The following is a 14,085-nucleotide window of genomic DNA, read 5'->3' as shown; positions in this document are numbered from 1 at the left end:
TGGGCCTGAGAGCGGCGATTTGTGCTGTTCAGGGTTACGCTCGACCGGTGACTGCGCACACGATCGCTGAGACCGAAGCACTCCCGGACGCCGCGCCCCGCGTGGACAGCGAGGTCGGCCCGCTGCGCACGGTGCTGCTGCACCGGCCGGGCAACGAGCTCAAGAGGCTCACCCCGCGCAACAACGACCAGCTGCTGTTCGACGGCGTGCCGTGGGTCGATCGCGCGCAGGAGGAGCACGACGCGTTCGCCGCGACGCTCACCGCCCGCGGTGTCGAGGTCCTGCTGCTGGCCGACGTGCTGGTCCAGGCGCTGGAGGACAACCGCGCGCGCATCGCGGGCATCCACAGCGCCGTCAACGAACGCCGCCTCGGCATCGACCTGGCCGACGCGCTGCGCAGCCACCTCACCTCGCTGCCCGCTCCGCAGCTGGCGCAGGTGCTCATGACCGGCATGACGTTCGAGGAGCTGCCCGCCGCCGAGGGCGCCTCGCTGGTGCGCAAGATGCACCACCCGATCGACTTCGCCGTCGACCCGCTGCCGAACCTGCTCTTCACCCGCGACTCGTCGGTGTGGGTCGGCGACCGGGTGGCCATCACGTCGCTCGCGCTGCCCGCCCGCGACCGCGAGACGACGCTGACCGACCTGATCTACGCCTACCACCCGCGGTTCCGCCGCACGGGCCGCGCGTACGGCGCCCACTCGGCACCGCTGGAGGGCGGCGACGTGCTGCTGCTGGCGCCGGGCGTGATCGCCATCGGCGTCGGCGAGCGCACCACCCCGGCGGGCGCGGAGTCGTTCGCCCGCTCCGCGCTCGCGGACGGCCTCGCGCACACAGTGCTGGCGGTGCCGATCGCGCAGGAACGCGCCACGATGCACCTCGACACCGTCTGCACGATGGTCGACCGCGACGCCGTGGTGATGTACCCGGCGATCAGGCACAACCTGTCCGCGTACCCGATGCGGCTCGACGGTGACGGCGGCGTGCGCGTCGACGGCCCGGTGCCGTTCCTGGAGGCGGCGGCCGAGGCGATGGGCATCGAGAAGCTGCGCGTGATCGACACGGGCCTCGACCCGGTCACCGCCGAGCGCGAGCAGTGGGACGACGGCAACAACACGCTGGCGGTCGGCCCCGGCCTCGTCGTCGCGTACGAGCGCAACGTCGAGACGAACGAGCGCCTGGAGGCGGCCGGCATCGAGGTGCTGCGGATCGCCGGTTCGGAACTGGGCTCCGGCCGCGGCGGCCCGCGGTGCATGTCGTGCCCGATTGATCGCGCACCATTGGTGTGATCGTTAGGAATGCCTAACCTTTGTTTGGTTCACCTTTCCAAACAAAGGTTAGCTTTTCCTGGAATGCGGAGATCATCGCTTTGAGCTAACGTACTCCGCATGGCATCGAACGTGAAGAAGATTATCTCCAAGAAGTCGAAGTTCCACGAGCTCCTGCAGGCTCAGGTCGGCAACGAGTTCTCCGCTTCGCAGCAGTACATCGCGCTCGCCGTGTGGTTCGACAACGAGGACCTCCCGCGCCTCGCGTCGCACTTCTACAAGCAGGCTCTCGAAGAGCGCAACCACGCGATGATGATCGTCCAGTTCCTCATGGACAACGACATCCCGGTCGCCATTCCCGGCACCGACGCCCCGATCAACGACTTCAAGGCGCCGCGCGACCTCGTCGAGCTGGCCCTGCGCCAGGAGCAGCAGGTCACCGACCAGATCGTGGCGCTCGCCAAGGCCGCCCGCGAGGAGGGCGACTACATCGGCGAGCAGTTCATGCAGTGGTTCCTCAAGGAGCAGGTCGAGGAGGTCTCCTCGATGAAGACGCTGCTCACCATCATGGACCGCGCCGACGGCAACATGTTCTACGTCGAAACGTTCCTGACCCGCGAAACCGTGGGCGACAGCGGCGGCGACTCCGGCGCTCCCACCGCCGCCGGTGGCACGCTCTGAGCTTTTCCTTCGCACGCTCGGGTGCCTGGTTTCGCAAAGTCCGCCTCACCGTCACGGGTGGGGCGGGCTTTTTCGGTTGAGCCGCGCCGCCTGCCGCGTGAGGTATTCCCGTTCGGCGAGGTTCGCCGCTTTCTTCGCCGCCTCGGCGTAGAGCCGCGCCGCCGTTTGCTCGTCGCCGTCGCGTTCGTGGAGGTATGCGGCCACGGCCGTGTAGCGCGGCAATGAGTCGTCGAGTTCTCCGAGTGCTTTCAGCCCGGCGCGCGGCCCGTCCGCCTCGCCCACGGCCACCGCGCGGTTGAGCCGCACGACGGGGCTGTCGGTCAGCGCGGCCAGCTCGTCGTACCACTCGACGATCTGCACCCAGTCCGTTTCCGCGGCCTCTGGCGCGTCACAGTGCAGGGCCGCGATGGCCGCCTGGGCCTGGAACTCGCCGAGCCGGTCCTGCGCGAGCGCCGCCTGCAGGATCTCGACGCCCTCGGCGATCATCGCCGTGTCCCACCTGCTGCGGTCCTGGTCGGCGAGCGCGACCAGGCTGCCGTCGTCGGCGGTCCGGCTGGCCCGCCTGGCGTGGTGCAGGAGCATGAGCGCGAGCAGACCAGCGACCTCGGGGTGATCAATCGCGGCCGCGAGCTGCCGGGTGAGCCGGATGGCCTCGGCGGCGAGGTCGACGTCGCCGGAGTAGCCCTCGTTGAAGACGAGGTAGAGCACGCGCAGCACGGTGGCCACGTCACCGGGCTGGTCGAACCGCACGCCGCTGACCGTCTTCTTGGCCCGGCTGATGCGCTGGGCCATGGTCGCCTCCGGCACCAGGTAGGCCTGCGCGATCTGCCGAGTGGTGAGACCACCGACGGCCCTGAGCGTGAGTGCGACCGCCGACGAGGGCGTGAGAGAGGGATGCGCGCACAGGAAGTAGAGCTGCAACGTGTCGTCGACGTCCGAGGCGGGCCCCGGCTCGGGTTCAGCGTCGACGAGGTCCTCACGCCGTCTCCGCGCCGACTCGGCCCGCGTCGCGTCGATGAACTTGCGCCAGGCCACCGTGACCAGCCAGCCCTTCGGATCCCGCGGCGGATCGGCGGGCCACACCCGAACCGCCTCGAGCAGCGCGTCCTGGACGGCGTCCTCGGCCGCCGCGAAGTCGGCTCCGCGGCGGACGAGGATCCCGATCACACCAGGGGTGAGGCTCCTCAGCAGTGCCTCGTCCATGTCACTCCGTGATCGTCGGCGCGTTGCCGTAGAACGGACGCAGCTCGAGCCATTCGTGGATCGGCTTGCCGTCCTTGCCCGGCGCCGCCGACAGCTCCCCTGCCAGCTCGACCGCGCGCTCGTAGCTGTCGACGTCGATCACCATCCACCCGGCGATGAGATCCTTGGTCTCGGCGAACGGCCCGTCGGTGACCGGCGGCTTGCCCTCACCGTCGTACCGGACCCACGTGCCCTCCGGCGCGAGCGCCTGCTCGCCGACGTACTCGCCGGTCGCCTGCAGCTTGGCCGCGAAGTCGCGCATGTACTGCAGGTGGGCGGTGATCTCGTCCTGGGACCACTGGTCCATCGGCACGTCGTTCACCGCCGCCGGTGCGCCGCGGTAGTGCTTGAGCAGCAGGTACTTGGCCATCTCCGGTGTCTCCCTCTGTGCTGTCGCGACCCATCTTGGCCGCTTTCACGCAGGGGACGGAGCCGTTCGCCGCTTCTCGACATCGCGTCTCGACATTTTTCGGCTAGACACCTGGGCAGTCGCTGGCGTTGAGGCGCTTCCGGACAGTCGTGACCGTGGCGCCGTCGGTCTCGAAGACGTACGTCCACCTGGGCGTCCCGGTCATCTCCACGCGCAGCTCGGTACCGCTCTGCGTCGCGGCCGGGTAGGCGGCCTTCACCTCGGCCACCGTCGAGCCGACCCCGATGCCGCGCTGGGTCTTGGCGATGCTCGGGAGGGTGAGCCGCACGATGCCCCTGGCCGGCGAGATGATCACGGCGTTGTTGTCGGGCACCGACGTCGTCGCGTAGGCAACGCACTTGCCCTCCGGATCGGCCGGGGTGCTCGGCTCGACCAGCGACTTCGTCTTCAGCGCGTCCGCCTCGCTCATACCGAGCACGAGCGCGCCGACCCCAGCCGTTTCCGACGGCGGTGGAGACGGGGGGACGCTCGTGCGCGGCTTGGTCGGGCTTCCCGTGGTGGTGCTGTTCGGGGGATTCGGCGGCGGGTTCACGGTCACGACCGAGGTCACGATCACCGTGCTGATCGACGGCGGGGGCGGGGACGAGGAGGACGTGGACGGCAGGCTCGTCGCCAGCACGTCGGCCGAAGTGGTGTCCGTCGACGGCGGCAGCTGGGTCAGCCCGATTCCCGCACCGACCAGCGTCACCACGGCGAGGGCGGTGGCCATCGCGGAACGGCGTCGTCTCCGGCGGTCCGCACCGCGAAGCACGGCGTCGGTCGCGTCCGGACTCACGTGCACGTCCAGGCGATCGTCGCTGAAGAGCCTGCGCAGCTCGTCGTCGAGGTCGTCGGCCACCGGTCAGTCCTTTCCCAGGCGGGTCCGCAGACTCGCCATCGCCTTGCTGCTCTGGCTCTTCACGGTGCCGCACGAGATGCCGAGCGTGTCCGCGATCTCGGCTTCGGAGAGGTTCTCGTAGTAGCGCAGCACGATCACCGCGCGCTGCCGTGGCGGCAGTTCGCGCAGTGCCTGCCAGAGCGGTTCGTTTTCGAGCCTGCTCAGCTCGGGAGCCACGGCACCGGTGTCGGGGAGGTCGGCGACGAGGTTCTCCCGGCGACGACGGCGCCAGATGCTGATGTGCGTGTTGGCCATGGCCCTGCGGACGTACGCGAGCGGGTCGTCACCCTTGCGCTGCACCGCCACCCAGCGCGACCCGACCTTCTCCAGCACGGACTGCACGAGGTCGGCCGCGTCGTGCGGGTTACCTGTCAGAGCGTGTCCGTAACGCAGAAGTCCGGGCATCGACACACGCACGAACTCCGCGAAATCCCCCACGGCTTCCGCTCTTCCTCCGCCGCGTTCGGCGGCCGACTCCAGTCTCAGCACCGCCGTCACGGCACGCCCCCTCCCCGAAGCGCCTACTGGCTTCGGGAAGTCCACGCCCTGGGGCGCCGGACGGTTGCCTCACTCAATCACAGAACGGCAACGGCTTCCGGTAGAACGAACGAACCGTCCTGCTGACACGGGAAGTCGTGGACCTCGACGACGGCGCTCACCGGGATCGGCCCGTACACGTGCGGGAACCACAGCGGCGAGTCGGCCACCGCCTCCCACCTGACCGGCACGTCGAACAGCTTCGGGTCGATCACGAGCAGCAGCAGGTCGCTCTGCCCGCGGAAGAACTTGCTCGCCGTCACGTGCACGACGCCCCGGTCGGAGCAGTGCACGAACTCCTCGCCCGCGGGCGCGATCGAGCCGGCCGGCTGGGCAGCAGCCCAGCCGGCCTTCGTGATGATGTGCAGGAGCACTTATCCACAGCTCCTTGTGGACAACCCTGTGGACAAGGTCACCGGAGCGTGATCTGACGGCCGCGCAGGCCGTCACGGGCCCGGCGCTCGGCGTCGGTCAGCGGCTCGTCGGAGGCCAGCGCCTCCAGCAAGCGTTTGCCCAGCGCCTCCGTCGGCTCAGCCCACTCGCGGGCGTGCATCTCGCGGTCGAGGTCCCACACCGGGACGAGGAGGCCGTGCGCGCGGAACGAACCGGCGTAGCGCGAGCCCTCGCCGAGGTCCAGCTCACCGCGGGCGGCCAGGCGCGCCATCGCGGGCAGCAGCTTCTCCTCCGGCTCCGGGCGGACCCAGCGCAGGTGCGCCTTGTCGCCAGCGTCCACCCAGTACGCGGCCTTCACACCGGCGGCTTCGAGGCGCTCGGTCGGCAGGATCGCCGCGTTCGCGCGCTCGAGCGACAGCGCCACCTCGCCGGTCGGCTCGGTGCCCTCCGGCATCCACCAGAGGAAGTCGGTGTGCAGCTCGGGCGTGATCTCGGCCTCGGGGTCGAGCAGGTCCTGCAGGCGGCCGGGGTTCTCGCCGTTGTCAGGGCCGACGACCGGCAGCACGTCACCGGTCTTGGCCTGCTGCGCCCACTGCAGCGCACGGGCCAGGTCGCGGCTGATGTCACCGGAGCGCGTCTGCACCTGAAGGCCGACGAACGGCACGTCGTCGCCCCGGATCAGACCGGCGGCCGCCATCGGCAGCACCGTGGCCAGCGTGACCTCGCGACCCTCCTTGACCGGCAGCTTCGCGATCGCCGACGGCACGAACTCGCGCAGCGCGATCAGCTCGCACTCGGCGGCCAGACCCTCGAACGGGCGGGACACGATCACGTCCGTCGCGCCGCCGGGAGCACCGTGGCAGGCCTTGTAGCGCTTGCCGGACCCGCACGGGCAGGGCTGCTTCGGGTTGATCCCGTCCTTCGGTGCGTCCTTGACCGCAGTCCGCTTGGCCACCTCGGCCCTCCTCGTGTTCAGGCTTGTCAGGTCGCCAAGTTAGCCGTCAGCAGGCGGCGCGTGTTCGCCGGGGCGTTCGTCGCGAGGTAGCGGACCCCCAGGTCACGGCACAGCGCGACGTCCTCCGGGCTGTCCACCGTCCACACGTACGTCTCGTGCCCCGCGCGCCTGGCCCGATCGACGTAATCGGGGTCGTTGCGCAGCACGTGCACGCCTGGTCCGGTGTAGTCGGCGAACGACGGCAGCGCACCGGTGCGGTAGCGGACGAGCCGGTCGAGCAGCAGGACCGTGCGGATGTCCGGCGCCTGCTCGCGGAACACCTTCACGGCGGTCGGAGAGAACGACATCATCACGATCTGGCTGTCGAGCCTGTGCCTCTTGAGCGCCTCGACGAGCTTGCGTTCGATCTCGTTGCGGTACCGGACCGGGTGCTTGGTCTCGATGAAGAGCTGCACGTTCGTGCCCTTGACCAGCTCGAGCAGCTGGTCGAGCACGAGCAGCTCGGCCGGCTGACCGTGGCGGTGCCAGCTGCCGTAGTCGTGCTTCTTCAGCTGTTCCAGCGTGAGCGCGCTGACCGTGCCACGGCCGTTGGACGTGCGGCTGAGCGTGCGGTCGTGCACACACACGATCTCGCCGTCCTTCGACAGCCGGATGTCGCACTCCAGCCCGTCCGCACCCTCCTTCAACGCGAGCTCGTAGGCGCCGATGGTGTGCTCGGGACGGTCGGTGGACGCGCCACGGTGCGCGACGACGGAAGGTAGCTGCACAAGTACGAACGATAGTTCCTGCGCAACAATTTGAGTCATCAATCAAATGGACGTGGACGAAACCGGGATCGCGACTTACCGTCCCGCCTTGTGACGTTCGACCAGCGCGATCCCGCGTTCATCGCCGACCCGTACCCGGCCTTCGCCGCCCTGCGCGAAGCCGGTGAGGTGCATCACCACGAGCAGATGGGCGTTGCCGTCGCCGTCTCGCACGCCGCGTGCTCGGCCGTGCTGAGGCACCGGTCGCTCGGCCGGATCTGGTCGGACGTGAAGCCGGTCGAGCAGTTCATGGCGTTCAACCTGCTGCACCGCAACTCGCTGCTGGAGAACGAGCCGCCCACGCACACCCGCCTGCGCCGCCTGGTCGCCGCCGCGTTCGGCCGCGGCCACGTCGAGCGCCTCCGCCCGTGGGTAGCCGAACTGGCCGACCGGCTGGTGGACGAGCTCGTCGCGAAGATCGGCGACCAGGGCCAGGCCGACCTGCTCGCCCACGTCGCCGCACCGCTGCCGGTCGAGGTGATCGCCGAGCTGCTCGGCGTCCCCGGCCAGGACCGCTACCTGCTGCAACCGTGGTCGAACGCCATCGTGAAGATGTACGAGTACGGCCTGCCGCTTGAACAACAGCAGGCAGCCGAACGCGCGGCCGCGGAGTTCGTCGCCTACCTGCGCGAGCTGGTCGCGTTGCGCCGCAAGAACCCCGGCTCGGACCTGGTCTCCGACCTGGTCGCCGTCACCGACACCGACGGAGCCAGGCTCACCGAGGACGAGCTCGTCGCCACCGCCGTGCTGCTGCTGATGGCCGGCCACGAGGCCACGGTCAACGTCATCGGCAACGGCGTGTTCGCCCTGATGAAGCACCGTTCGCAGTGGGAACGCCTCTCGCCGGAGATGATGCCGACGGCCGTCGAGGAGCTCATCCGCTACGACTCGCCGTTGCAGCTCTTCGAACGCACCGCCACCGAACGCGTGGAGATCGCCGGCCACGTCGTCGAGCCCGGCGAGAAGATCGCCGCGCTGCTCGGTGCGGCCGCGCGCGACCCGCTGGTCTTCGAGAACCCCGACACCCTGGACGTCGGCCGCGAGAAGAACCAGCACCTCGGGTTCGGCATGGGCATCCACTACTGCCTGGGTGCTCCGCTGGCCCGGATCGAGGTGGAGGCGGCGCTGTCGTCCTTGCACCGCAAGCTCCCCGGCGCGGTGCTGGCCGCGGAACCCGACCGCCGCGCGGAGTTCGTGATCCGCGGACTGCACTCCCTGCCACTTGCTGACGGAGAGTGATCGTCCGACCCGAGCACTTCGGGCCAGAACATAGGCCTTGAATGAGTCAGGACCGGCGCGGACCACCCAACCCCGTGCCTACTCTCATGATTCGGCCCCGCTCGACCGTTGCCTTGCACCAACTCTCCCGCCCGGCCGCCAACCCGTCCATTGGACGTCGGCGCACGGTGCGGGGGCCGCAGCGGACGTCCCGGCGCACTGGAGAACCCCATGCGCAGACGTTTGATGATCGCGGGCGCCGCGGCGTCCGCCTTCGTGCTCGGCCTGCTCGGTCCGGCAGGCGTCGCCGGAGCGGCTGTCGGCCCGGTCGGGACCGCCGCCGGGTTCGAGGACGACGACGCCAACCTGATCCCCGAGTCCCCGATCAACTTCGACTGGAACAGCTTCTCGCCTGCCAGCTGGACCGGCACGGCCGGCACCAGAACCGCGAACAAGACCACCGCGGGCTGGGCTTTCACCGGCCTGGAGGACCGGCAGGCGACCACCTCCGACTCCGGCTTCGCCGGTGGCACCAAACAGGACGACAGCTGTGCATCCGTCATCACGGCGAAAGCGTCCAACAAGGACGACCTCAAGCGCGTTTACGTCGCGAGCAAAACCGTCAACAACAACGTGTTCCTGACGCTCGCATGGGTCCGCATTCCGCAGAACACCACCTCGCCGAGCGCGCACGTGGCGTTCGAGTTCAACAAGGGCACCACGGCCTGCGCCGGTTCGTCCGGCCTGGTGCAGCGGTCCGCCGGTGACATGCTGATCGTCTACGACTTCGAGGGCGGCGGCACCCCGGTGCTGAAGCTGTCCCGCTGGATCACCTCCGGCGCGTGTGAGGTCGGCAGCAACACGCCGCCGTGCTGGGGCACGGCGACCACGCTGGCGCAAGGGGTGGCCGAGGCGAAGGTCAACACCGCAGCGTCCGCGTTGGACACGGTGGCCCCGTCGAACGAGACGCTCGGCCTGCACGAGTTCGGTGAGGCGGGCATCAACCTGACCGCGGCCGGTGTCTTCGCGCCCGGCGTGTGCGAGGGCTTCGGCAAGGCCTACGCCGTCAGCCGCAGCTCCGGTCAGTCGTCGACCGCGCAGATGAAGGACCTGGTCGGGCCGGGCAACGTCAACATCCGCAACTGCGGCTCCGTCGCCGTCACCAAGCTCGGCAGCGACGGCGGCAGCCAGGCAGGCGCCGTCTTCACGCTGTACAACGGCACCGGCACCGGCGGCACGGTCGTCGGCACCTGCACCGTGCAGGCCAACGGCTCGTGCACTCCGGCGTTCACCGACCTTCCGGTCGGCACCTACACCCTGGACGAGACGACGATTCCCGCCGGCTACGACAAGGATCCGAAGCTGCCGGACACGTTCGGCATCGCGGCCGGTGAGAACAAGACGGTGACGTACACCGACGTGGCACGTCCGGCGACCGTGAACGTGACGAAGAAGGACGACACCGGCGCACCTGTCGCGGGCGCGGTCTTCACGCTGTCCAACGCGAACGGCAGCTCGTCCTGCACGACCGATGCCGCAGGTATCTGCCAGCCGCCGTTCACGAACCTGGCGCCGGGCACCTACACGATCGACGAAACCACCGTACCGACCGGCTATGCGAAGGCTGCCGGCCTCCCTGCGCAGATCACGCTCGTGCGCGGTGAGACCAGGAACCTCGAGTACACGAACCCGAGGACCTTCAAGGTGATCGTGCTCGTCTGCCGTGAAGCCGACAGCAAGCTCTACCCGAGCCCGGTCACGATCGACGGCCAGGCCTCCGGCAGCACGTTGTCGTCCGCTCAGGCGACCACAGCCGGTTTGAACGAGGCGGCGTTGTGCGGCATCTCGACCGGACAGCGCGGCGGGTTGCTGACCGGCAACCGCCCAGCCGACCCGATCAGCATCAACTAACCCCGCGGATAGCGCTTGGGGAGCTTGAAACCGCGCTCCTTCAACACCTTCCGCAACCGATCCGGGTAATCGGTGATCAGGCCATCGATCCCGGTGTCGATCATCTCGTGCATCCGTGACTCCTCGTCCACGGTCCACGGGATGACCGCGAGGCCCTGTCCGTGGGCATCGGTGACCAGTTCCTTCGTGGTCATCGTGTGCACCGGGGACAGGGCCTTCGCGCCGAAACTGCGCACCGCCTTCGCGACGCTGCCGCCGAAGTCGTCGAGGTTCAGGCCGCCCGTCCACGGCGAGCCGGGACGCAGGAACTCCGGCTGCGTCAGCGCCACCAGCGGGATCCGCGGCTCGACCTCGCGCACCCGCATCAGCGTGCCCCAGTCGAACGACTGGATCGTCACGTTGGGCAAGAAGCCGGAGCGGCGGATCTCGCGGACCGCGCGTTGCACGAACTGCTCGCGCGGTGCGGTCTCGTGCGGGGCCGCGGCCTCGACCTTGGTCTCGATGTTGAAGCGGATGCCCCACGCGTGGTGCCTGCGCGCCAGGTCGAAGAGCTCGGCCAGCGTGGGCATCCTGGCACCCGGCGAGAGCTCCTGGTCCGGGTACTGCGACCACCGCGTGCTGCCGCAGTCCAGGGTGCGGACCTGCGCGAACGTCAGGTCCTTCACGTACTTGCCCGCGTAGGGGAAGTCGGGGTCGCCGGGGAACGCGGGCTTGGTGTCGAGGCACTTCGCCGGGTTCGTCTTCCGGTCGTGCGTGATGACCTCGCGCCCGTCCCTGGTGATCTGGAGGTCGAGCTCCAGCGTCGTGACACCGAGTTCGAGGGCCTTGCCGAACGCCTTGAGCGTGCTCTCCACCGTGAGGCCGATGCCGCCGCGGTGGGCCTGCAGGTCGAAGTCCCGGTGATGAGCCTGGGCGACCCCTGGTGTGGCCATTGCGATCACCAGAGCCCCGATGAGCGTCCGCATTCACCCAACCTGGCACTCACGCGAGACGCCGGGAAGGTCCGTGAGGGCGAACGTCGGCTGAACAGATCAGCGCGGCGAGCCGGACGCGCGGAACGACCGCAGCGGCGGCTCGGGGGCGTCCTTCACCTCGAGCACCCGCATCAACCGCACGGACGCGGCGTCCACCGGCAGCAGCAGCGTGGTGATCCTCCGGACGACCAGCGCCGTCGTCACCGCGACGCCCGCCAGCACCAGGTCGCCGAACGCGTGCAGCAGCACTCCGTCGGCGAGCGCCTGGGTGCTGTCCCGGAACGACCACAGGACCGTGATCACGAACATCAGCCCCGACCCCGCCCAGAAGCCCCACCACCAGCGCAGGAGCTTCGACGGCCGGGGACGTTCGGTGGCGGACCCGTGTGCCACCGCGTGTTCGAGCTCGGCGAGCACCGCGCCGGGAACGACGAGGTTCATCCCCGGCACGATCAGCCCGATCAGGGCTTCGGAGTCCGAACGGGACGGCCCATAGCCCACGATGGTCGCGGCCACGTTCCGCGCGCGCCGCACCCAGAGCAGCGTGAGCACCAGCGACAGCAGACACCCGGTGATCGTGATCGCCGAGGACGACACCACCATTGCGTCCGACGCGCTGACCACCCCGGCGGAGAGCGCGCCGAAGCGGCTCAACGCGACCAGGACGTACCGCCAGACCTCGGAGAACGCGGCCCACACCGCCACGAAAGCGAGCAGCCAGAGCGAGTTCTGCGCCGTCCTGCCGAGCCTGCGCACGCCGTCGACCGAGTCGGCCTGCTCGACGGTGCCGGGCACCGCCGTCGGCCACCGCCACGCGAGCAACGGGAAACCCCAGCGCGGCGGGACCGGGTAGGTCGGCGGACCGCTGTAGGACAACCGCTGCGACCGGCGCGAGGGCTGCGGGTACGCACCGGGTGGCGGCGTCGCCACCCAGTCCACGCGCATCGGCTGCAACGGCTGCACGGTCAGATGACCTCGGGTTCCATGCCGTCGACGCCACCCTCGAGCGGACGGCCGTGGGCGTCCCAGTGCTGCATGCCGCCCTCGACGTTGACGGCGTCCCAGCCGTTCTCGTTGAGGTACTGGGTCACGCGGGCGGAGCGGCCACCGGCGCGGCACACGACGTAGAGCTGCACGTCGTTCGGCACCTCGTCGAGCCGGGCACCGATCTCGCTCATGGGGATGTGCAGCGCGCCGGGCGCATGGCCCGCGTCCCACTCGTCCTGCTCGCGCACGTCCAGCAGGACGGCGTCTTCCGGCAGCACGGCGGGAACGTCGGCGATCTCCACGCTTGGAACAGTCACGCCCTAGATGTTGCCATGCCGGAGGTTGCACGGACGTGAACCTCCGGCATGGCGCACCCTCAGCCCACCTCCGCGATGGCGGGCCCGAGCCTCGAGAACTGCTCCTCGCTGAGCGGCAGCGTGGCGCGACCGGCTCCGACGCGTTGCAGAACGCCCGGCTTGTCCGGATCAGGACGCACGTCCGGGCTGCCGAAGTTGCGCAGTTCGAGCCGCACGTACAGACCGTCCTTCCGGTACACCTCCAGCACCTGCTTGAGCGACTGGAACGGCTCGAACGGCCGAACACCGTGCAGCTGCATGACCGTGCCGTCGGCGAGGGACAGCCGTCTGGCCGGTTCACAGTCGCCGGTCGACCAGAGGTTGTCGTTCGCGTGCCACTGCGGGGTACCGGGGAACCTGCCGGCGGAGATGCTGAGGCTGCCGGTCCCGCCGGAGTCGGTCAGGTCGAACTCGATGGCGTCCTTGATGGAGTTGCCCGGCGCGTTGCTGACGGTCACCTCCGGCAGCTCCCGCCGCACCAGGTCGATCAACCCGTCGACGGTCTTGGCGGACAACACCTCCGTGCCGAGTCCCCACACCTCCAAGGGCTCCTTCGTGTTGCACAACGGAATCTGCAACACCGCGCGACCGGCGGGTGGAGGCGCGCTCGTCGCCGGCGACCACGTCCCGTACGGGATCTGCGGCGGGGTCTCGACCCTGGGCCAGCCCGTCGCGTGCTCCACCGTGGCGGGACCGTGGTCCGGCTGGTCGGCCGGCGTCGGGTCCGGCGCGGCGTGGTTCAGCGTCGTCGCACCGATGCCGATGCCGGCGACCACCGCGAACACGCCCAGCACGGCACCCGCGCGCTGGGCGAACACCCGGCGCCGGCCGCGCTTGAGCACCTGGTCCAAGGTCGTCGTGGGAGGCGGAGCGGAGACGTCGAGAGCTCCGCGCAGCTCGTCTTCGATGTTCATCAAGCACACTCCGAAGTGACCGGCTCGCCGTACGCCTCGCGGAGCGTCGCCAAACCCCTGGCTGTCTGACTCTTCACGTTGCCGATCGAGCAGCCCAGCTCAGCGGCCGTCTGCTCGATCGACAGGTCGTGCACGAACCGCAGCACGAGCGCCGCCCGCTGCTTCGGCGGCACCTGCCGCAACGCCGCGTGCAGCCGGGCGTCGGGATCGTCGAAACGACCGCCGACCCCGTGTTCGGGCAGGTCGGCGACCGGGTCCTCGCGACGACGGCGCCTGCTGTCGAGGAACAGCCGCGTCACGATGGTGCGCACGTAGGCCACCGCCGTGTCGCGCCTGATGCTCGGCCACTTCGCGTACGCCTTCACGAATGCGTTCTGCGCGAGCTCTTCCGCTTCCGACCAGTCACCGCACATCGCGTAGGCCGTGCGGCGCGCCCAGTCGAACCTGCTCGTGAAGAACTCCGAGAACTCTTCGTCTCGTCGCACTCCGGTCCCCCTGCTTTCGCTGCGTTCGCGTTGAATACGCGGCCAGCACCA

16 protein-coding genes are annotated in these 14,085 nt (G+C 69.5%); 4 read left to right on the top strand and 12 right to left on the bottom strand.

Going from position 1 to position 14,085, the window contains the following annotated elements:
• Positions 1–101: 101 nt before the first annotated feature.
• Together IEZ09_RS06040 and IEZ09_RS06035 are read left to right on the top strand one after the other, a co-directional pair.
• Positions 102–1,289: an arginine deiminase gene (locus IEZ09_RS06040; protein ID WP_189252686.1), complete on the top strand. Its 1,188-nt coding sequence runs from the start codon at positions 102–104 to the stop codon at positions 1,287–1,289.
• Positions 1,290–1,388: 99 nt separating this feature from the next.
• Entirely contained in the window at positions 1,389–1,949 is a 561-nt protein-coding gene (locus IEZ09_RS06035; RefSeq protein WP_189252542.1) for a ferritin, read from the top strand.
• A 51-nt stretch (positions 1,950–2,000) separates the two neighbouring features.
• Here IEZ09_RS06035 and IEZ09_RS06030 read toward each other — a convergent pair whose 3' ends face one another.
• From IEZ09_RS06030 to IEZ09_RS06000, 7 genes are all read right to left on the bottom strand, one after another.
• Complete coding sequence (locus IEZ09_RS06030) at positions 2,001–3,152, bottom strand: RNA polymerase sigma factor (RefSeq protein WP_189252541.1); 1,152 nt, start codon at positions 3,150–3,152, stop codon at positions 2,001–2,003.
• 1 nt (position 3,153) lies between these two features.
• Entirely contained in the window at positions 3,154–3,561 is a 408-nt protein-coding gene (locus IEZ09_RS06025; RefSeq protein WP_189252540.1) for a YciI family protein, read from the bottom strand.
• A gap of 103 nt (positions 3,562–3,664) precedes the next feature.
• A complete protein-coding gene (locus IEZ09_RS06020) occupies positions 3,665–4,459 on the bottom strand; it encodes a hypothetical protein (protein WP_189252539.1) in 795 nt (264 codons plus the stop codon).
• A 3-nt stretch (positions 4,460–4,462) separates the two neighbouring features.
• The gene (locus tag IEZ09_RS06015; RefSeq protein WP_189252685.1) at positions 4,463–4,903 is read right to left on the bottom strand and encodes a SigE family RNA polymerase sigma factor; all 441 of its coding nucleotides are present in this window, start codon (positions 4,901–4,903) and stop codon (positions 4,463–4,465) included.
• Positions 4,904–5,073: 170 nt separating this feature from the next.
• Positions 5,074–5,409 (bottom strand): DUF952 domain-containing protein, encoded by a 336-nt coding sequence (locus IEZ09_RS06010; protein WP_189252538.1) that lies wholly within the window; start codon positions 5,407–5,409, stop codon positions 5,074–5,076.
• A 38-nt stretch (positions 5,410–5,447) separates the two neighbouring features.
• Positions 5,448–6,383 (bottom strand): DUF5926 family protein, encoded by a 936-nt coding sequence (locus IEZ09_RS06005; RefSeq protein WP_189252537.1) that lies wholly within the window; start codon positions 6,381–6,383, stop codon positions 5,448–5,450.
• A 26-nt stretch (positions 6,384–6,409) separates the two neighbouring features.
• Positions 6,410–7,150 (bottom strand): glycerophosphodiester phosphodiesterase family protein, encoded by a 741-nt coding sequence (locus IEZ09_RS06000; protein ID WP_229812273.1) that lies wholly within the window; start codon positions 7,148–7,150, stop codon positions 6,410–6,412.
• A gap of 90 nt (positions 7,151–7,240) precedes the next feature.
• Between IEZ09_RS06000 and IEZ09_RS05995 the strand changes: the two genes are divergently transcribed.
• The gene (locus tag IEZ09_RS05995; RefSeq protein ID WP_189252535.1) at positions 7,241–8,428 is read left to right on the top strand and encodes a cytochrome P450; all 1,188 of its coding nucleotides are present in this window, start codon (positions 7,241–7,243) and stop codon (positions 8,426–8,428) included.
• Positions 8,429–8,638: 210 nt separating this feature from the next.
• Positions 8,639–10,318, top strand: a complete 1,680-nt coding sequence (locus IEZ09_RS05990) for an MSCRAMM family protein (RefSeq protein WP_189252534.1) — start codon at positions 8,639–8,641, stop codon at positions 10,316–10,318.
• On the opposite strand, the gene IEZ09_RS05985 is transcribed toward IEZ09_RS05990, so the two are convergent.
• The 5 genes from IEZ09_RS05985 to IEZ09_RS05965 form a co-directional block, all read right to left on the bottom strand.
• A complete protein-coding gene (locus tag IEZ09_RS05985; RefSeq protein ID WP_189252533.1) occupies positions 10,315–11,283 on the bottom strand; it encodes a glycerophosphodiester phosphodiesterase in 969 nt (322 codons plus the stop codon). The two genes, IEZ09_RS05990 and IEZ09_RS05985, sit on opposite strands and share 4 nt — an antisense overlap.
• A 66-nt stretch (positions 11,284–11,349) precedes the next feature.
• Positions 11,350–12,255 (bottom strand): DUF4328 domain-containing protein, encoded by a 906-nt coding sequence (locus IEZ09_RS05980; protein WP_229812272.1) that lies wholly within the window; start codon positions 12,253–12,255, stop codon positions 11,350–11,352.
• Between the two features lie 2 nt (positions 12,256–12,257).
• Positions 12,258–12,596, bottom strand: coding sequence for a rhodanese-like domain-containing protein (locus IEZ09_RS05975; protein WP_229812271.1), 339 nt, complete (start codon positions 12,594–12,596; stop codon positions 12,258–12,260).
• A 59-nt stretch (positions 12,597–12,655) separates the two neighbouring features.
• On the bottom strand, positions 12,656–13,549 hold the full coding sequence (locus IEZ09_RS05970) for a hypothetical protein (RefSeq protein WP_189252532.1): 894 nt from the start codon (positions 13,547–13,549) through the stop codon (positions 12,656–12,658).
• The gene (locus IEZ09_RS05965; RefSeq protein WP_189252531.1) at positions 13,549–14,034 is read right to left on the bottom strand and encodes a SigE family RNA polymerase sigma factor; all 486 of its coding nucleotides are present in this window, start codon (positions 14,032–14,034) and stop codon (positions 13,549–13,551) included. The genes IEZ09_RS05970 and IEZ09_RS05965 overlap by 1 nt, the downstream gene beginning before the upstream one ends.
• Positions 14,035–14,085: the final 51 nt, after the last annotated feature.

It is taken from the genome of Lentzea flava (assembly GCF_014648475.1).
GTDB classification, from domain to species: Bacteria; Actinomycetota; Actinomycetes; order Mycobacteriales; family Pseudonocardiaceae; genus Lentzea; species Lentzea flava.
Note: the sequence above shows the minus strand (reverse complement) of the source record. Positions and strands in the feature narration are given on the sequence as shown.